General features: G+C 38.2%; 19 protein-coding genes. All 19 read right to left on the reverse strand.

What is annotated here, in order from left to right; all coding sequences use genetic code 11:
• Nucleotides 1–233 precede the first annotated feature (233 nt).
• A complete protein-coding gene (locus tag EDD61_RS04725; protein ID WP_132224304.1) occupies nt 234–1,379 on the reverse strand; it encodes a glycerate kinase family protein in 1,146 nt (381 codons plus the stop codon).
• A 33-nt stretch (nt 1,380–1,412) separates the two neighbouring features.
• Nucleotides 1,413–1,844, reverse strand: a complete 432-nt coding sequence (locus EDD61_RS04730; protein WP_132224306.1) for a DUF4430 domain-containing protein — start codon at nt 1,842–1,844, stop codon at nt 1,413–1,415.
• Nucleotides 1,837–2,340 carry a cytochrome B gene (locus tag EDD61_RS04735; RefSeq protein WP_119983457.1) on the reverse strand — a complete coding sequence of 168 codons (504 nt, stop codon included), beginning with the start codon at nt 2,338–2,340 and terminating at the stop codon, nt 1,837–1,839. The genes EDD61_RS04730 and EDD61_RS04735 overlap by 8 nt, the downstream gene beginning before the upstream one ends.
• Nucleotides 2,321–2,824 (reverse strand): ATP:cob(I)alamin adenosyltransferase, encoded by a 504-nt coding sequence (locus tag EDD61_RS04740; RefSeq protein WP_132224308.1) that lies wholly within the window; start codon nt 2,822–2,824, stop codon nt 2,321–2,323. Before EDD61_RS04740 ends, EDD61_RS04735 begins: the two co-directional genes overlap by 20 nt.
• A gap of 54 nt (nt 2,825–2,878) precedes the next feature.
• Complete coding sequence (locus tag EDD61_RS04745) at nt 2,879–4,222, reverse strand: 6-phospho-alpha-glucosidase (RefSeq protein WP_132224310.1); 1,344 nt, start codon at nt 4,220–4,222, stop codon at nt 2,879–2,881.
• 14 nt (nt 4,223–4,236) lie between these two features.
• The gene (gene larA / locus EDD61_RS04750) at nt 4,237–5,544 is read right to left on the reverse strand and encodes a nickel-dependent lactate racemase (protein ID WP_132224312.1); all 1,308 of its coding nucleotides are present in this window, start codon (nt 5,542–5,544) and stop codon (nt 4,237–4,239) included.
• A gap of 11 nt (nt 5,545–5,555) precedes the next feature.
• Nucleotides 5,556–6,518 (reverse strand): biotin synthase BioB, encoded by a 963-nt coding sequence (locus tag EDD61_RS04755; protein ID WP_017144590.1) that lies wholly within the window; start codon nt 6,516–6,518, stop codon nt 5,556–5,558.
• Between the two features lie 86 nt (nt 6,519–6,604).
• A complete protein-coding gene (locus tag EDD61_RS04760; protein WP_132224314.1) occupies nt 6,605–7,534 on the reverse strand; it encodes a CobW family GTP-binding protein in 930 nt (309 codons plus the stop codon).
• Nucleotides 7,531–8,181 (reverse strand): DUF1638 domain-containing protein, encoded by a 651-nt coding sequence (locus tag EDD61_RS04765; RefSeq protein ID WP_132224316.1) that lies wholly within the window; start codon nt 8,179–8,181, stop codon nt 7,531–7,533. Before EDD61_RS04765 ends, EDD61_RS04760 begins: the two co-directional genes overlap by 4 nt.
• On the reverse strand, nt 8,178–9,632 hold the full coding sequence (locus EDD61_RS04770; RefSeq protein ID WP_132224318.1) for an ASKHA domain-containing protein: 1,455 nt from the start codon (nt 9,630–9,632) through the stop codon (nt 8,178–8,180). The genes EDD61_RS04765 and EDD61_RS04770 overlap by 4 nt, the downstream gene beginning before the upstream one ends.
• 16 nt (nt 9,633–9,648) lie before the next feature.
• On the reverse strand, nt 9,649–10,290 hold the full coding sequence (locus EDD61_RS04775) for a cobalamin B12-binding domain-containing protein (RefSeq protein WP_008689458.1): 642 nt from the start codon (nt 10,288–10,290) through the stop codon (nt 9,649–9,651).
• An 11-nt stretch (nt 10,291–10,301) separates the two neighbouring features.
• Complete coding sequence (locus EDD61_RS04780; RefSeq protein ID WP_008689459.1) at nt 10,302–11,462, reverse strand: uroporphyrinogen decarboxylase family protein; 1,161 nt, start codon at nt 11,460–11,462, stop codon at nt 10,302–10,304.
• A complete protein-coding gene (locus EDD61_RS04785; protein ID WP_132224320.1) occupies nt 11,463–12,839 on the reverse strand; it encodes a uroporphyrinogen decarboxylase family protein in 1,377 nt (458 codons plus the stop codon).
• Between the two features lie 15 nt (nt 12,840–12,854).
• Nucleotides 12,855–14,402, reverse strand: coding sequence for a PTS transporter subunit EIIC (locus EDD61_RS04790; protein ID WP_017144588.1), 1,548 nt, complete (start codon nt 14,400–14,402; stop codon nt 12,855–12,857).
• 253 nt (nt 14,403–14,655) lie between these two features.
• Nucleotides 14,656–15,501, reverse strand: a complete 846-nt coding sequence (locus EDD61_RS04795; RefSeq protein WP_008689462.1) for a PRD domain-containing protein — start codon at nt 15,499–15,501, stop codon at nt 14,656–14,658.
• A 2-nt stretch (nt 15,502–15,503) separates the two neighbouring features.
• Entirely contained in the window at nt 15,504–15,992 is a 489-nt protein-coding gene (locus EDD61_RS04800) for a PTS sugar transporter subunit IIA (protein ID WP_008689463.1), read from the reverse strand.
• A gap of 306 nt (nt 15,993–16,298) precedes the next feature.
• Complete coding sequence (locus EDD61_RS04805; RefSeq protein ID WP_132224322.1) at nt 16,299–17,045, reverse strand: RDD family protein; 747 nt, start codon at nt 17,043–17,045, stop codon at nt 16,299–16,301.
• 17 nt (nt 17,046–17,062) lie between these two features.
• Entirely contained in the window at nt 17,063–18,250 is a 1,188-nt protein-coding gene (locus tag EDD61_RS04810) for a MalY/PatB family protein (protein ID WP_132224324.1), read from the reverse strand.
• Between the two features lie 3 nt (nt 18,251–18,253).
• Nucleotides 18,254–19,342 carry a M24 family metallopeptidase gene (locus tag EDD61_RS04815; protein ID WP_132224326.1) on the reverse strand — a complete coding sequence of 363 codons (1,089 nt, stop codon included), beginning with the start codon at nt 19,340–19,342 and terminating at the stop codon, nt 18,254–18,256.
• Between the last annotated feature and the right edge of the window lie 129 nt (nt 19,343–19,471).

Raw genomic sequence — 19,471 nt, forward strand, 5'->3', positions numbered from 1 at the left:
CATAGTATCATTATAAGCTTTTAATTCCAGGAAGACAATCAGAAGATGCCTTGATAATACAGTGAAAAGCTAACGAAGTTATCTTTCCCAGACGTATTTGTAAGTAGGAAAAAGAAGGTGTTTTTATGGTAACATTTTTTTCATCCTACCCTTCTTACGTAAGCCATCAAAGCTCCTCAACCTAAAAAAAGCTTCTCGTAAAACACAATCTTTTACTAGAAGCTTTTTAAGCTTTATTTTAATAACCGCAAGGGATGTATTGCATGCAGGCTACGCATCAATTGATAACTGAATTCTTCTAAATTTTTTTCGGTATTCGTTATTGCGTCAGGAAGCGTAACTACGCCGGGTTGAATAGAGAAAACACCGTTAAAATATGTATCAAAAGATGAGACTTCTCCTTTTTTCTGTCCACAGACTGCAATTACCGGTACCTGCATCTGCTTTGCGATGGACGCTATACAGACCGGCAGTTTTCCTTGTAAGCTTTGCTCATCCATTCGACCTTCTCCGGTAATTACTAAGTCCATATCTTTCATGCTGTCTTCAATATGTAAATAAGTATTCAAAAGCGTGAATCCAGAACTTACGCTTGTCGCAAATAGTGATAAAGCTGCTGCAATACCTCCACCAGCACCATAATAAGGCTGTTTCAGATCACGTTTTAGTAATTTCGCAACCAATTGTAATTGATTATCTAAGAAAACAATCTGATCATCTTGTGCTCCCTTTTGTCTTGCGAACATAACAGCCGCACCTTTTTCGCCATATAAAGGAGCATCCACATCGCATCCTACTGCTATTTCTACATCCGCAAATTGTTTTAAAACAGTATCCAGACTGTTTTGATCAAGCGTTTTAATCTTTAGCAAGGGATTTTCGTTTAAACCAAGTTCGCGATGATCCTTATCATGCAACCGGACACCTAATCCCTGAAGCATTCCTAAACCACCATCGGTTGTAATTGTGCCACCTATAAAAATTATAATTTTTTTATAATCATCCATTTGCAGCTGCTTTAATAAAGTGCCTAATCCAAATGTAGATGTTTGCTTCACTGTATCACGTGATACCTTTTTATCATGCAATCCGAAAATGGCCGCTGTTTCAATTGCACAAGTTTTTTTACCATTGTCATAAAAACTCAATACTGCTACTTTACTATCTTCAAAAAAAGCATTTTTACATGAATACCAAACCCATTCATAATCTGAAAGTGCATGAGCTAACGCCTGTAAACTATTCTCCCCTCCATCTCCTACCGGAATCACCACTGTGTTATCGGCATGATATTTCTTAATACCTTTTTCTATGGCAGTTCCTGCCTGGATAGAAGATGTAGCGCCTTTAAAAGAATCTATTGCTATTACAATCTTCATTGTTAATCATCACCCGACCTTTTTCTAATGATCTTAAAAGGAAGAAGTGAAGTGGAACGTAAATTGATCTTGATCATTCACTTGTAAAATGTCAATTGCATCACACTGCCCCTTTTCCTTGCAAGAGGTATTATTATCTGAATCATATAGCCACCAAGGACCCTTTTTAAAATCTTCTGTTCTTACTCCCAGCATTCCCATTAAGGTTGTACCATACTGTCCTTTTGTTGTTTCTACAGCTAATTCATCCGCATGTTGTAAAAAATCCTCTAATGTATGAATATTGCCCTTTACCGTGATATCTTTGTTCATTAATTCTTTCTTTTCCACTTCATGAATGACTTGAATATGCAGAGTGATTTCTCGTTCTTTTTGATCAGATTTCACAATCTTTTCATCTTTTTTCATACATCCGCTTACGCATAGGAAACAAATAATAAGGAATATTTTCCACATCTTATTCATATAAAAACCTCCTTTCGATTCGCTCTAATACCGATAAAACCGGTCTGGCACACACCAAATATAAACAAAAAGATAAAATGAACTGGATTGTTGAAGCCTTGAGTCCAACGATGAAATAAGCAAGCGCAAGATGCTTCGAAAATAACATAAATGGCAATTGCAGAAATTGTCCAGTGAGAAAAGAAAATAGTCCGCATAAGAATGCCGCAAGCAGAAAATGCTTCTTTAAACACTTAGCAAATACACTGATCACTAAGCTGTATAATGGATATAACAACAGATACATGAATGACCAAGGAGTCACTCCCTGTATCATCATGTTTAGTGTCGTAAATACAAATGCTGCCAATACCGCTTGTTTACGTGGGAAGATCAAGGCAAATACAACAAGTGTAAACGTGATACATTCTAAATATAGGATGTAGGAAAAGGAAGTAAAAATCAGCAGTTCCAATGCAGCCATAACCGCTATACAACTAAGATTTCGTGCATGCATAAGATTTACTTTCAAATACTATTTCTTCCGTATCCGCTTGCTGATTCTCATATAAACACATCATAAAAATGATATTTGATAAAAAATTCATAAAGTCCCATAAGATAGGATTTACTGGGATTCCTTCTTGTTTTACAGCATTTAAACAGCGTATGACGACCTTTGTTTCTGTTCGAAGGGTATGCAGCCAGCATGCTTGAAGACTTCCGCCGGGCAATACAAAGCACTTCATTTCAACATAGTACTTTTCATATAATCTCTCCAATTGTTGCATATCTTCTTGCGTAATTGCACAATTTCCGCGAATAGATCCATTCGCGTGATAGATCATAGATGTCAGCAGTTGAAGATCATCGCTATCAATTACTTTGACATAATGGGCACATAGCGCTGCTAAAGATGCCAACTTATCGGTCGCTACTTCATAATCACATAATGATGATGATTCATCTAAATAGCTGTATGCGCAATATTTCATCTGCATGCACATTCCTCCTCTTGATGTACTTCTTGTAATTGTTTGAAACAATACTCTGGTTTAGGATAATGTTGGCCAATACTCTTTGTTCGCCTCCATTAACTCATCAAGAATTTTCTTTGCTACAGAAGCACTTGGCACCGTTTTACTAAGTGTAAGCGCCTGCCACAATTTTCCATAGCTACCCTCGATCCAAGCTTCTACAACAAGTTTTTCCACATATAATTGTTCATTGATCAACCCTAATTGAAAGGATGGAATTTTACCTACCGTTAATGCTTCCGCTCCTGAAGATCCAACTAAGCACGGTATTTCAACCATTGCCGTATCATCCAGATTCGCTATCGCACCATTATTTTCAACAATTAGCAGCATTCGTTCTTTGGTGTTATAACGAATGGCACAAGCTAAATCGACAATAAAGCTTGCATGAACACCAACGGCAAACGTATCCTCTTTGGCTGTTCCCTTAGCTATAATGCGCTCTGCGATTCCGAAAACTTCCTTTTCTCTTCCTTCCATGACTTCATTTGCTCTTGTATAAGCTGGATTGCTATGTGCAACAACTTCATCCGGGAACAGATAATATTTTAAATATGTCGATGGAATCGTGGTAGGATCTAAGGCATAAATATCTTTTGCTTTCTGATATGTTTCTTTCCAGCTAGCATCTTTATGCTGAAAATCCTTCGCATTTGTCGCAAAACCGTTTTCTTTGATGTAGTCTTTCAAAATCGGCATCACATCTTTTCCATCTTTTGTATGGATATCTGTCCACCATCCAAAATGATTTAAACCATAATAGCGAACTTCAAAATCTTTTCTGGTATATGTTTTTCCTGTACGTTCACTAAGTGCAGCAGCCATCATCGTCTCTAAAGCAACCGGCATATCACATATATTGATAATATGTTTTCCCGGACGTAAACGTCTTGTAGCTTCAGCGACAATGGATGCCGGATTTGAGTAATTCAAGAGCCAGGCATTTGGTGAATACTTTTCCATGTAATCTGCTATTTCAATGACTGGTCCAATCGAACGCATGCCATAAGCAATTCCTCCGGGACCACATGTCTCTTGACCGACTACGCCGTATTTCAAAGGAATTTTTTCATCCTTTTCCCGCATTTCATATAGACCTACCCGAATATGGGCCATTACGAAATCAATTCCGGTAAAAGCGGTTTGGGGATCACTTGTCCAATTAAATACGATATCAGGTGCTTTCTCTTTCATCATGATCGCACATGCTTTCGCAAGTTTCGCTTGCCGTTCTTCATTATTATCATATAGCGTTATGCGTGAAATCGGAAAGCGATCTAAATTATCTAATAACATTAATACAATACCGGGCGTATACGTACTGCCCCCTCCTGCTATACAAATTGCTGATGATTGTTTCATTTTTATCTTCCTCCTTACGCAGAAACTTTTGTTCTGCTATTAACAATTTCTTTTGGTGATATGATCACGGAAACGCCATCAGGAATGACGTTAATGCTAAACGTTTCGTTCGGTAACATTGCTTTTGCCAGATTCATTGCCTCATCTAAGCTATGTGCCGGTACCATATGAAAATTGCGTACAGTTTTATCGTCTAACGAGGATACTAATATTACACGAGCTTTTAATAATACACGCACCAACACCTGAACTTGCCATTGATCAGGTACAGTATCTTCCGCCTTTATCGCCAAGATTTTCTCCATTAAGGCTGCTAAATCACGTTCTTCTTCAAACATGCGATAAAACATTTCGCCCCCATGCCCATCAATGGCTTCTGCTAATAAAAGGATTACCCCACCTTCTTTCACGGCTCTTTCGGCAGCACTTAGTCCTTTGACTGCCTGATAAAGATTTTGATCGAGTGGATAACCGCCATTTGTTACAATGACAAGGTCTGTTGGCTGAGCATATACCTGATTATACTTCCTTACAAATGCCACACCGTTTGCATGTGCTTTCTGCACATCGCCGGCAACCGCATGAATAATCTTTTTCTGCTCATCTAGAACAACATTCACGATAAATGCCAAACGTGCCTTACGTGCTGCATATAACATATCTTTATGAAGAGGGTTGTCTTTTAAAATGCCACATCTGGCATACTCGCTGGAAATGAAGAAAGAATTATGATTATACATAACACTTGCCCTTGAAGCTACCCCAGGCAATACACTTTTCCTTCCTCCTGAAAAACCGGCAAAGAAATGCGGCTCAATAAAGCCTTCCGCGAGCAATAAATCCGCATCTGCGGCTATCGCATTGATCCATAGCTCACCTTTTGATGGTAATATACCAAGAAAACGCATGTGTTTTTGATCATCACAGTCATGTATGATGATTGTTTCTTTCTCAACAATTTCTTCACCAAACTTCGCAATCAATTCTGCACGTTTTGTTTCTCTATGTAAACCAGTCGCAATTAATATCGTGATTTGCGCATGTGGATTGCCTTTTCGTATCTCTTTAAGTATGAGTGGCATCAAGATGCGGCTTGGCACTGGTCGTGTATGATCCGATGCTATGATCACAATCTTTTCTTTATGCTCCGCCAATTTATCCAATCTGCTGGAACCGATTGGATTTTGCAAAGCTGTTTCCACTATAGCCGCTTCTGTCATTGTAGGTGTCACCCTCATTTGGGCAGATAGTATCTGCTTAACACATGCATTTTCGATATTGAGTTTTTTATATCCTTTTCCATAAGGCAATGATAATTTCATAGGTGCTCCTTTCAATTAAGGTGATAGCCTCCTTGCAATAAAAGATTACATGCTTGATCAATATTCCAGCCTCTGTGATATTCTGTTTCATTGCACTCATCTCTTGGATTACTTCCACACTCTGCATACAATTGATTAACACCGGCAAGAATTCCGAGAGATCTTGGTTCATGCATATTCATGGAAATTGATGGATTACATACCAATCTGGTAACTGCCGCAATTTTAGCAAGCTCAAAATCATCAATTTCTCCATACTTCTTCAACGCACAATCTGAAGTGTTCACACGCGCCATTACCGCCATCACCTTGACATCATATTCTCTGGCACGTAACATTTCTTTTACTATTTCCTCATAGGTGTGTTCCGGTCCTATTGGTTCAATACAATAATATAATTCTAAACCGACGGATTTGATTGCATCCAATGTTTGAATTCGTTTTTTCACTGGTATTGCCGTATCAATTCCTTCACGAAGTCTGACTATATGATAAGCACCGTAAAATCCTGCATCCTTTAATGCTTGAGCCTGTGTTAAAGTAAAATCTTTGATATTCGCTATCAATTTGATATGTGATGGCAGCAAACACTTCACAGCTTTTCCGATATCAAGAAAACGCTGAAAAGGATAGTCTGCCGTTGTCATTAAAAATAAAGAATCAAGTTTATGAAAAGGTAAGGATACTACCTTTTCAATGACTTCTTCTTTTGATAGTTCCATTTGCATGTCATCATGAAATCCATCCATCCGCATTGAACAAAATTTACAATTTCCGGAACAAGGTGCAGCATTCAAACCAATTTGCAGAAATACATATCCCTTGCTTTGATAATGTGCTTTCGAAATTGCATGTGCTGTTGATAAAAGTTCAAAATAAGATGTAGATAAATTCGTTATGGATAAAAGTTCCAACGCTTCTTTTTCATTCAAAACCTCATTGTTTGTTGCTTTTTTCAGTATTTGTCGAATCATTCTCACGCACCTCCCATATCTTTGAATGTAATGTAGATAAATTCGTTATGGATAAAAGTTCCAACGCTTCTTTTTCATTCAAAACCTCATTGTTTGTTGCTTTTTTCAGTATTTGTTGAATCATTCTCACGCACCTCCCATATCTTTGAATGTAATGTTGTAGCTATTTCAGAACTTGATGTGAAACGTGCAGAATACAAAATGACAAGCAGATTATCTTTCTTTCCATCTATGCTTTTCCAAGATAATTGATCCCCTGCAAGTTCTATATAGAAAGCACCCTCAGCTAAATGTAAATAACCTTTTGCTCGAAAAATTTTATCTTGTAATGTTTCCAAATATTTAAGTAATTTACTTAAAGACATATCTTTAGCAATTAGGCACACTGTAGAAGATAAATCCATATATTTCTGATGAATTATTTCTTCATTTGCTTTATTTGTATAATGATCGGTTAAGATTTGTAAAGGAATTTGACAATAATCCGTTTCTATTATTGGTGTCTGATAGATACTCTCTAAATGTATATGTAATGTTTGCTTTTTTTGCTTAGTCACGAAAGATATTTTATTTATTATAATATAATCCGACTGTTGAAGTTGACGATGTAATAAAGGCACTACCCGACTCCATTTTTCAAACGTCACTGCATCTACAACAGTAATATTGCATATTGAGAATATATATCCCTGTTTCCTTAAATAAGCAAACGTTGATTTTTGCGTACTTGGATCACTGAAACCGCTCGTTTCAATTACAATATAGGACAAATCAAAAGACAACATCTGTTGCAACTTATCTAGAAAATCATATTGACGACAAGTACAATAGATAGAACCATGATGAATCTCTGTCATAGGAATCGACATCCCTTTAAATTCTTCTTGATCAATGTTCACACTACCAAACTCATTGATACAAAGACCGATTCGTTGTCCTTGTAAAAGATGGATGATGTGCTTGATCAAGGTTGTTTTTCCACTTCCTAAAAAGCCATGGACACAAATAATTTTCATATATTTTCTTCTTTCATGACCTCTACCATATCATAAAGACAACATATCTTATTTCCCTTTCGCACATGGAGAAGTCCTTGCCCATCTTTTGGTAATAATATATTTTTCAGCTTATCCAATGTTCCCTCTATTACTTCAACTTTATGAGTTTCCTTTAAGTTCGCTATATTCTCATTGTCTTTTTGAGTATGAAACGTGACGTACAATAACGTTTGCTCATGATACAGCATATGCATTACATAATCTGCCATTTCTTTTCCATAGCTTTCAATATAAGATGCATATTCCTTATTTTGATCATTGCCATCCATATTTGATAAGCATCTCCAACATGCATTTTTAACCTGTAAATCCTCAGCACAGTTATCATCACATAAGAGCGCAAAACAGTCATGTACCCTTGGAACATACATATCACAGGTTCTGGCACAAAGGCCTTCAATTGCATTTCCACAAATGCCATACAACAAAATAATTTCATCTGCATCGTATGCTTCATCACAAAGACTCTGTAGTTTATCGTGAAGCAGTGAAGGATGATTATGTGATGCGATGGTTACATAAGTTACCGTATAGGCATATGGCAGTTGCTGCTTGATCTTATCAAAAAAAGGACGAAAAATTTCACATGCTATGATTTGTTTCATAAGAACCACATATGCTCCATATAGGTATCCATGAAGCCTTCTTGTTGTGCCAATTCCACACAGACACCTTCTTTCTGTAAAGTTTCTGCTTTTGACAGCGCATTTGTTTGCATGATTTGAATAGTTCCTTGCAAAGCACTGTTACCAATTATGGAGCAACGTCCAAGAAATGCTGCCGGTAAGATACCCAGAGTAATCAATGTCTGTATCTTTAATGCTTTTCCAAAACCACCTGCGATATAAACATGTTGAATATCCGATGCTGTTAATTGACATATGGCTAATAAGCTTTCGATACCGGTACGAATGGCCGACTTAGCCAATTGAAAATTGCGAATATCTTCTTGTACAATGGAAACATTTGCAGTTAATTGACATGTTTGTTTTAAATAACCGGTTTCATCCATATCTTTCATTCTTAATAATTCAGCAATTCCTTCCATATAGCCACTACCGCAAATACCGATTGGTTTCGTATTTCCAATTGTGTTAAAGCACCAACCGTTTTCGTAACGAATTTGATAAATCGCACCATTGGTTGCTGCCATTCCATGTTTCATATTCCCACCTTCAAAGGCAGGTCCGGCAGCCGTTGACGTCACATACATCTTCCCGTGATGACATAAGACCAATTCACCATTCGTCCCCAAATCAAGCAGCATCGTATGCTCCTTCATACGCGTACTTAAGGAAATAATACCGGCTAAAATATCGCCTCCGACAAAGGCTGAAAAATGGGGTAAGATCGTGATAGGTACCGTCATAGGTAATTGAAACCAATTATCCGTAAGGATCTGTGTTTCTGTAATAGGACAAGTATATGGATATTCACTGATTTTTCTGGGATCAACGCCTTGAAAGATATGCGCCATGGCAGGATTCCCGCAAACATACATGCAAGATATTTCTTTTTGAAAGCAGCTTTGAAATGTTTGAATGCTCTTTTTCATCCGCTGCAAGAGAATACTTTGTAATGATTCTACCCCATGTTCATTACAATATTGAATTCTCGTTATGACATCAGCGCCGAAACTACGCTGTGGATTTACAAAGGCATCTTCCCATAAAACCTCCCCGGTTTTGCGATCGATATATGCCATTACAACAGTAGTAGTTCCTAAATCAATCGCAATGCCGATGCCCTTTTGTGTTTTATTCGCAAATACTTGTTTTTGCAAAGAACCCAGAATGCGAAATCCGGTTTCTTGATTAATTGAAATTGCTATATCTTCTTCAGCTTTTTCATGACAGCACGCCAAACGTATTCCGGCCTTAATTTCCTCTTTGCTTAACAGCCTTTTTTCCGTATCCGTTATTGGCATCGCTCCTTGTACAAGCGTAATACGGCATTTCCCGCATGTCTGATTTCCAGCACATGCCGCAGACAGACAAGAATTTTCTGACAACGTTGACCAAAACGGTTCCGCTTTTTTAAAGCTTAGTTTCATCATACTATCTTTCTTTATCTTATGATGATAAGTCAAGCAATCGCTGCGCTAAGGTTATCGCATCGGGTTCATAAATATCGGCACCAATTTGTTGGCAATATGCCAAGGTGACGGGTGCTCCCCCTACACAAATCTTAACGCTATCGCGTAATCCGGCAGCAATTAATGCTTCCACCGTTTGTTTCATGGATGGCATTGAGGTCGTCAGCAAAGCCGACATGCATACATAATCGGGCTGATAGGTCTTTACCGCTTCAACAAATTTTTCTGGCGCAACATCTACCCCCAGATCAATCACTTCAAAACCTTTTGATTTCAACATCAATCCTACAAGATTTTTACCAATATCATGTAAATCCGTCTTAACAGTACCTAATACAATGATTCCTTTCGTCTCAACGTTATGTTTCAATAATTCAGGGCCAATTAAATCCAATCCTGAATTTAAGCATCTGGCAGCAATTAACACTTCGGGAATAAACGCTTTGCCCTGTGACCATTTATCAGCAACATTTTGCATAGCTACTAAAAAGGCGTCATTTAATAATACGGTGGCCGGGATTTGTTCACGCAATGCCTCTTGGACATGCTCATTAAAATCCTTGATCTTTCCTTTTTGCAATTCTGTAATAATTGCCTTTAACAATTCTTCTCTTGTCATTGTTATCTCTCCTATTCATCTGATGTGGTAGTTGCTTCTATCCCATACCATTTTTCTTTATCTGCATAAGCGGGAGATGCATGCTGTCCATTTCCCTTTTGTTCAATCTGTGATCCATAGCGATATGCTTCTTCCACAAATGCCAAATAGTTTTCCAAAGGTACATTATCCCCAATACGGTTACTGATGGTATAAATCATCTTACCTTTATGCGGCTGCCAAAAGGTATCTGCTAAGAATCGTGTTTCTGCACGAATATCTTCGACATTGCCAAATGGAAATAAACGCTGCAAATCAAATCCACACCAAAAGGCCAAATCATCTCCATATGTTTCCACGATTTCTTTTTCATCCATGCAATATTTTTGAACAGGATGCAATACATCAATTCCGGCTTCTACTAATGATGGTAATAATTCACGGATGTCTCCACAGCTATGGAACCAAACATCAATACCTAATTCATGGGCACGCTCACAAACTTTTTTATAGTAAGGTAAGTAAAATTCATCAAATAATTCTTTGGACATAAACGGCCCTGTCTGCATTCCGATATCATCTAACACCGTGATCCCGTCAATATTAGCTTCCTGTACCCCACGTTCCATCGTCCGTAAAATGTATTTCAAGCGTTTCTGATTCAGTTTATGAACACGCTCGGGTTCCAAATACATATCCAACAGCGTATTTTGTAACCCTCGGAATTTTACCTGATACCACATGAAGAAAGGCGTGATTGACATTAAGCGATATCTTCCATCTTCTTGTGGCGCTGTTTCAAATAAATCAGGATGTTCGGCATCCGGACAATTTTCGGAAATCTGTTCAATTACATCCCAATCCAAAGCATTTTCTTCATCAACGGCAACGGATTCTCCCGGCTTTCTTTTCAATGATGGATCTGCCCCTTCTACATCACAGTAGCAAAACTCCCCCTTTTTCCCAAAAATGGCCGGTTTTTTCATATAAAACGGAGCGGCATCACAAGGCATACGTTCATGCAAATCATTGATTGGTTTATGTTTATACTCACTTAATTCATCAACATGAATCCAATGACCATGGATGATAACAGCAGGGCGCAAGGCACCTTCACCCTTAATCAGACTGCGAATTTCTTCCCTGGATAATGGCGGATATTCGGCATTAGGGAATTGTTTATATAATGGCATTTACTTACCTCCTATTTTTTTAATGGTACTTAAAAATTCATCTACTGTAGGTATCCGTGAGGACCATATACAGTTTCCATTTACATAAATACAGGGCAGATGCTCTACATTCATTTTTCGACAACGCGCTATGCTTGCTTTATCTACATACATATATTCGATGTAATCAAAAGCATCACTTTGGCGATGATATGCTTCCTTAACCATATTCATCGTGTAGGTACATGCTGCACATGTTCGTGAATCTAATGTAAATACTTCGACGATTGGCCGTTGCAAATCATCATAGTGTAAAAGCTCTATTTCGACATCATCGAATGTCTGTTCAGGATCATAATATTGTAAAGCTGTTTTAACATTCTCATAATCAGTGACTGCCTGATAACAAGCGATGCCATTCTCTACCGGAACATCAAAGGGCATATCACAGCCCGGTGATATAATCAAATCATCTGTACCTTCACATTGCTCAATAATATCAATGACCGCCTTCATATTGTCCTGTGAGCTACCATGCAGCATAGTAATCGTAAGCTGGATATTTCCTCCTAAAACCACATCATATTTTCGGCATACTGCCAAAGCATCCTTCATACACACGTTTTCATCAACCGAGAGACAATCTGGTTTCATTCGACATAAGACTTCCAGATTCGCCGTAGCATCCCCACAGACAAACAAGCAGGAAGGAACATGACACGTTTTTAAATGTTGAAACAACTCCGCATATGCATCTAGCAAAAACATTTCAATATGCTCAGATGATATTTGCGATAATAAAGGATCGACATAACCGATAATATCCATACCATTTTGCAGATACATCTGTGCAACAGATGCACAAACCTCTTTACAAAAAGCGATTAATTTATGAACATAATCCGCATCATCATACATATCCATAAAGAGCATTTGTCCTCGTAAATGTGATGCCAAGGTAAATGGTCCGCAGATCAATCCATATAATGCCGTATGTTCAGAAACAAGTTCCTTCATTTTCCGCATAGCTTTAAGAACAATCGGAAACCGTCCATCTTCTTCCTTCGGTATCATGCAGCGACATGGTATCTTTTTTTCATTTTCAAAAGGATGTGTACGGACAGTGGGAGGTACTTTCCCTCCCTCGTCCCAGTACAGTTCACAACCTAAAGCTTCCGCTTCTAATTGAAGATCGAAAATAACAGGCTGTCCATCCGGATGATAATATGTGTTAACACTCATCAATGCCTCAACAAGCTTATCTGCATCATGTAAGATTTCATTGGCATCATAGCCACATAGCGAACCTGCATGTACTCCTGCAAAGGGCACCCACGGCGCTCTTGCGAATCCTTTTTGATGTTGCAATACTGACATCAACAATTGTTTATCACTCATATTGCCTCCTTTGACTTAATCTTCTAATCCTAACGCTTCACAAACCCTTGTGCGATGATCTCTTGCGGCAGGTCCATAAATCACTTGAATGTATTTGCCATTCATGGCGATTCCACTATTGCCTGTTTTATTCAGCATCTCTTTATTTACAAGAGTTTCATCCTTCACATCAACACGCAAACGTGTAAAACAATTGCTTACTGCAAGAATGTTATCCTTGCCTCCCAAACCTTCAATAATCAATCCGGTAATCATATCTTTATCAGAAATAGTCACTTCACCATCTGTGTTTAATGCCAATTGAGAATCACTAAGATCTTCTAAATTATCGGTACGACCAGGTGTCTTTAAATTGAATTTCACAATGAGGAACTTAAAGACAAAGAACCAGGTAATCGTCGCAATCGGACCTAAAATCAATGCTAAAGGCCATTTGGTCAATCCAGCTCCTAATACAAAATTCTGTAAGATGGTTTCTAATAATCCACGCCAGTATACTTGTATACCAATCAGATAAGCAACTGTCGCAAATACCCCGGTAAGAACGGCATCGACAACCCATAATAACGGCGCACAGAAGATAAAGAGGAATAGCATCGGCTCCCCAAGTCCAGCCATGACGCAAGCAATACATGCCGGAATCACCAATTTCTTAATCTTTGCTTTATTTTCGGGTTTCGCAGTCGCAATAATAGCCATTGCAATTCCAGGGAAACCAAAGATAACGGAAATATTCGTCTGGAAGAATCGCATGGATTCATGCAAAGAAGTAATACTATTAGCATTTGCTAATTCTGCTAAAGCGATTGGTTGTGCTCCTGCATATACCTGTCCTGCTATTTCAGCAACACCACCTAATTCAGTATAGAATAATGGTGTCCAGATAAAATGATGCAAACCGGTCGGAATTAATAGACGTTTCAAGAAGTCGTAGAGGAATACACCGATACCACCGGATTCTCCTAAGAATTGTGTAATACTATAGATCACGCCGGATAATAACGGCCATACATAAACAGCAATTAGAGAAAAGGCAAAGGCTACAAAAATTAATAAGAAATAGGTAAATTTAGCACCGCCAAATGGCTCTAGCAACCCTTTAAAGGAAGTTGAACTAAACTTATTATGCATATAACCGACTAGGCAACCTAAAATGATTCCAAGGAAGACACCCATATCGGTAATTTGCATGCCAAGCTCCATTTTCTGACCTGTCCCCATCAGCATTTCAGCATCTGACAGTTTTCCAGTCACATTCAACATGGCATTGTTTAAGGACATAAAGGTTAAATACGTTAATACAACAAGAATGGCTGCTTCCATTTTGTTTCTTTTAGCGAAATGTGTTGCCAAGGCAATGGCAAACAGAATGCTCAGGTTTCCAATGATATATGTCATTGCTCCAGATATTTGTTTTGCGAAAGTGCTTACGATGTCTGGCATAAAATCAAACTGCAAAATCTGACAAATAGCCACTACAATTCCCATAAGTGCCGCAAAAAATACAGGCTGTAAAATACCACGAGCAAAGCTTTGCATGGTTCTTGATATTTTTTCTTTCATAATGCTTTTATAACGTTCAATATTTGAATGTTAATCTCCTTTCCAAGTTTATTTGATAAGATTGTTGTTGCGTTTTGTTACTTAACATTGTTAGTGTTGGTTTGTAATCATCCTTTCTTTTCTTGCATCATGTGGCCACTTCTGATTCCAAGGATCTTTATTTCAAAAAAACAAGACCCGATGATAAAGTAGCGCAACTCTTTCCTGTGCGTACTTATCACCGGGTCTGCCTTTTCAGTAACACTCCCAGTACCTATTTCTTTTTCACGTTTCGGTTAATATGGATAGCCAAATAGATACGTTCCTGTTCCGAAATCGTATACCCGAAATTTTCTTTCACATATTTGACTATTTCATCCACACATTTTTGAGCCTCCAGATATTTCCCTTGGAGTAACTCAATAACTTCCTGATCATTTTCTTCCATTTGCTTTAACACGATCCGTTTCGCAAAGAAGTTCAGATGTGTTAATAAGCGTAAATAATCTAAACTATTTTCTTCAAATTCGATTTGATAATACTCTTTTATGATGCGTACAACACCATTGACGATAACCATGACATCCAATGTCTGATTGATGTCAGATGTACAGTTGGTAGCGTTCATAATGTGCATGGCAATAAATCCTGCTTCACTGGAAGGTAAGCGAATATGCAATTTCTTCTCGCAGTAATCCAATACCTTTTTCGCAACATTGTATTCATTCTTATAGATAATCTTAATCTCTGCTAACATAGGACATGATAGATTTAAATGCTCTTTTGCTCTTTCAACAGCAAAGGAAAGATGATCCATAAGCAGTACATAGATTTGTGGATTCAGCTTAATACCCAAATCCTTTTTTACTATTTCTACCGTATAATCGACAATATCAACATATTCTACAGATACACGTGTTAATGTGTTAAAAAGTTTTTTATATAAATCTTCACTGTCCGCGGCAATGAATTTCTTTTCCATATCCTCATCTGAGATATATTCACCGCGTTTCTTTCCAAAGCCTACACCGCCACCCAGAGCTATGAGCTCTCTATCCTTTTCATCACATACAATAACAACGTTATTGTTTAAAACCTTACTTATTTTATAATTACCCATTTTTATTGCTTCTTATTGCAAATACTGGCGATGGCTGTCTTCCCCTGCGTGACTAAGTTCTCACTGTACAACTGAATACGCTCACTTTCGCAATCCATGAAAATTAAAATGGTATCTGTATTTATGTTTTTTTCTTTAAAGAATTGTCTGTCAACCTTGATTAAAGGATCACCGACCTTTACTTCTGCATTTTTTGTCGTCAGCACCTGTAGACCCTCTCCTTTATACATGCATGTATCAACACCTACATGAACAAGTATATTGACACTTTCATTTTTCACAATGACTGCATGCTTCGTATCTGCAATCATCTCAATTGTTCCTGATATTGGGGAAAAAACGTAAGCGTCATCGGTTTTGATAGCGATTCCTTCTCCCATCATCTTTGTGCTGAAAATATCATCCTTCACCTGTTCCAGCGCATATAAACACCCGGAATTCGATGAATAAACCTCAATTTTTTGATTTTTTGGCTTAAAAAAACGTAACATAATTACCTCCATTAAAAAGTATACAAGTTATTACTATAACTCATGCCTGTTTTTAACAGTAACACGTTACAAGTATATTATAAGCCATTTATGGCCATTGTCAAGCGCTTACATAAATTACCATTTAAAATTTTTATAACCTGTTCATCTTATGGGAGTAGCTTCTGTCGATCATTATGATTTTTTTAATAGTGTTTAGACATAGCTAGCTATCGATGTCCTACTTTATAACCGCCATATAAATTCATGTATATGCTCTACAGAAAAAGGACTCTTCTCAATGAAAAGTCCTTATAAGAGTGAAACTTATTTCTTTCCGTTCTTTTTTGGCAGACGTTTCTTTTCCGTCTTTTTCTGAGGTGCAGGCATTGGCTTCTGTTTTCTTTTTTGCTGCTCTGGTTTAGGTTTCTCTGTTTGTCTTGGCGTATCCTTTTTTACTTCCTCTTCTTTTAAAGCTAATACAACTTTTGTTCCCCCAATGTAATCATGCAAAGCACGATGACTCGCCGTATAGATTGCTAAAACGACCGATAGCAATGTAAAGGCAATCCCGATATACTGCCAAATAGCATCAACATATACCCATGTTACTAAAGTCACCAGCTGACGAATATACGTAGATATGATAAATAAGGTTCCTTCCATCAGGAAGATAGCAATTCCTTGACGTAAGATCAATTCCTTTACTCCGACAGCTTCCCCATCTTTGCGTACGATACGCAGACCAAGCAGATGCTTACCAAGCGTCTGTCCCCTCCAAATCTTACATGGTACGACAATATAGTACAGAATGGCTGCCAACAGGCATAAGATACCTGCTATCATGCCCCAATAACGTTCAAAACCTAATGCCTCAAACACATACAAATCAGAAAACATGTCACTTTTACCGGTAATGACACCATACAGCAAGACCGCTGGAAAACCACTGATGATACCGCCTAAAGACCAATCGATAAAATAGGCACCTAAACGTTTCCCCATAGGGATATCATTCGGTGTATGATCCAGCTTGCTGCTTAATTTACGAAAGATACCAGTTGTTTCACTCATATAGTTAACCTCACTTCTTATTTGTTTTTTGCATATAGCCAATTCATGGCTTTTTTAAATCTTTGTAATCCATCCTCTAATTTTGCTCTTGGACAACCACAGTTCAAACGCAAATATTTTTCACCGTTTGTACCATACGTTTCCCCTTTCATGATGGCTACCTTGCCTACATGTACCAAAGCCTCCTGAATCTGCTCACTGGTAAATGGCACATCCCTGCCATCAATCCAAGCTAAATAGGTAGCATCCGGTGCTTTGAAATGGAAATCCGGTAATTCCTTAGCAAGGAAGGTTTCCACATAATGCATATTATCTCTTAAGTATTCCACCATCTGATCGATATAATCATCACACTGTGTATAGCCAACCATGGTTGCATACATCCCTAAGATACTGACAGAATTCAGGAAATCTTTCTTTCTTGTCTGAAAGAGGAAGCCATCTCTGATTTCTTTGTTAGGGATGATGACATAAGAACCAATCAATCCCGGTACATTTAAGGTCTTGGAACAGGAGGAAGCTAAATACAGCTCATCGTATTGATCCAAAAATTTCAAGATCGGGGAATGACGGCGTGCACCGATTTGAATATCCATATGAATTTCATCAGATATGATCTTTACCCCATAACGACGACACAAGGCAATGAGCTTACGTAATTCTTCCTCGCTCCACACTCTGCCAGTTGGATTATGCGGAGAGCATAATAGGAAGAGTTTCGCCTGTGCCAGCTGTGTTTCTAGCTTCTCAAAATCAATTACAAAGCTGCCATCCTCATGTATGAGATCATGCGAAATCAATACACGCTCATTATCCTCAATCACGGTGAAGAAAGAATCATACATCGGATTAAAGGTCACAACTGCATCGCCTGGCTTTGATAACAAGCGAATCAATAAGGATACAGAATACATGACACTAGGACTGTACAGCACCCAATCTTCTTCCATGGCGGTAGCAAAACGGCGTTGAAAGAAACCTGTGATAGCACCTTTGAAATCATGATGATTCCATCGGGTATATCCATAAATTTCATGCTGCGCCACAGCTAAGATTTTTTCCGTGATGGGTTTGGGAATCTTAAAGTCCGTATCGGAAATGGAAAAAGGCAATAAATCTTTTTCTCCAAAACGATCTTCAATATAATCCCATTGCGTACAATACGTGCCTAAACGATTGTTGACTTCATCAAAATTATATTTCATAGCTTATTCCTCTTTTAAGATTATCATATCTTTTGTAGTCTTGTTCATTGGTCTGCCAATACCATCAATAATGACAACATCATCCTCAATGCGAATACCACCGACATTTGGCAGATAGATACCCGGCTCACAGGACATCATCATATGTTCATCCAGGATGACATCCCCCTTCTCATTCAGAATCGGATATTCATCTCCATCACCGATTCCTAAACCATGTCCTAAGCCATGATCGAAGTAATCGCCATACCCGGCTTTGGTGATAATATCACGAGCTGCTTTATCTACATCACTCGCCAAAGCACCTGTTTTCATAGCGGCAATTCCTGCCAGCTGTGCTTTCAAGACGATATGATAGATCTTTTCAATTTCCGGCTGTGGTTTGCCAAAGAAAGCAACGCGTGTCATATCAGATTGATAATTTTTATACTGAATACCAAAATCCATAAGAATCGGTTCATGTGCTTTGATCTTACGTCCGGTTGGACGACCATGTGGCATAGCACTGCGTTCTCCTGTTCCTACGATGGTTTCAAAAGACATCTGCTGCGCTCCTGCCTTGATGGCAAAGTATTGTAACAGTGCACTGATTTCATACTCACTCATCCCAATGTATAACTCTTTTAACACACGGGCATAAATTTCATCCGTGATATCCACTGCTTCCTGCATGATGGCAATCTCTTCATCATCCTTTTGGATACGAATCTTGGCAATTTCATCACCAAGCAGACGAATGGTAACACCTAATTCTTCTACCTGACGATATTCTTTGATCAGCATTTGACTGGCTTCAACACCAAGTGAAGTACAGCCATGCTGTTTCAGTAACTCTTCAACCGTTCCTAAATAGTTACGACCAGTTTTATGGGGAGCATGAAGAAGGATGGTTAGATCATGTTCACGTTGTTTTGCTTCGGTGATATAACGACCATCTACGATCAGATATGCCGCATCTTTTAAGATTAATACCTGACAGCCACTTCCGGTAAGAGTATCCATATACTTCTTCATGGTCTTGCTTTTGATAAGCAGTGCATCTAACTTTTCGTCTTCCAGAAACTTTTGTAATTTCTTTAATCGTTTTGCCATGTTGCACCTCCTTGCTTTCTTTTTAGGGTAAAGTAGTAACTGTTTCTAGGATGCTAGGTGGTACCAATACAACTTGGTAGTTTTCCTCCTGCCTATAATTTTATTCTACTTAACCTTTTTTATCTCTTT

This window comes from Longicatena caecimuris (genome assembly GCF_004341945.1).
GTDB classification, from domain to species: Bacteria; Bacillota_I; Bacilli_A; order Erysipelotrichales; family Erysipelotrichaceae; genus Longicatena; species Longicatena caecimuris.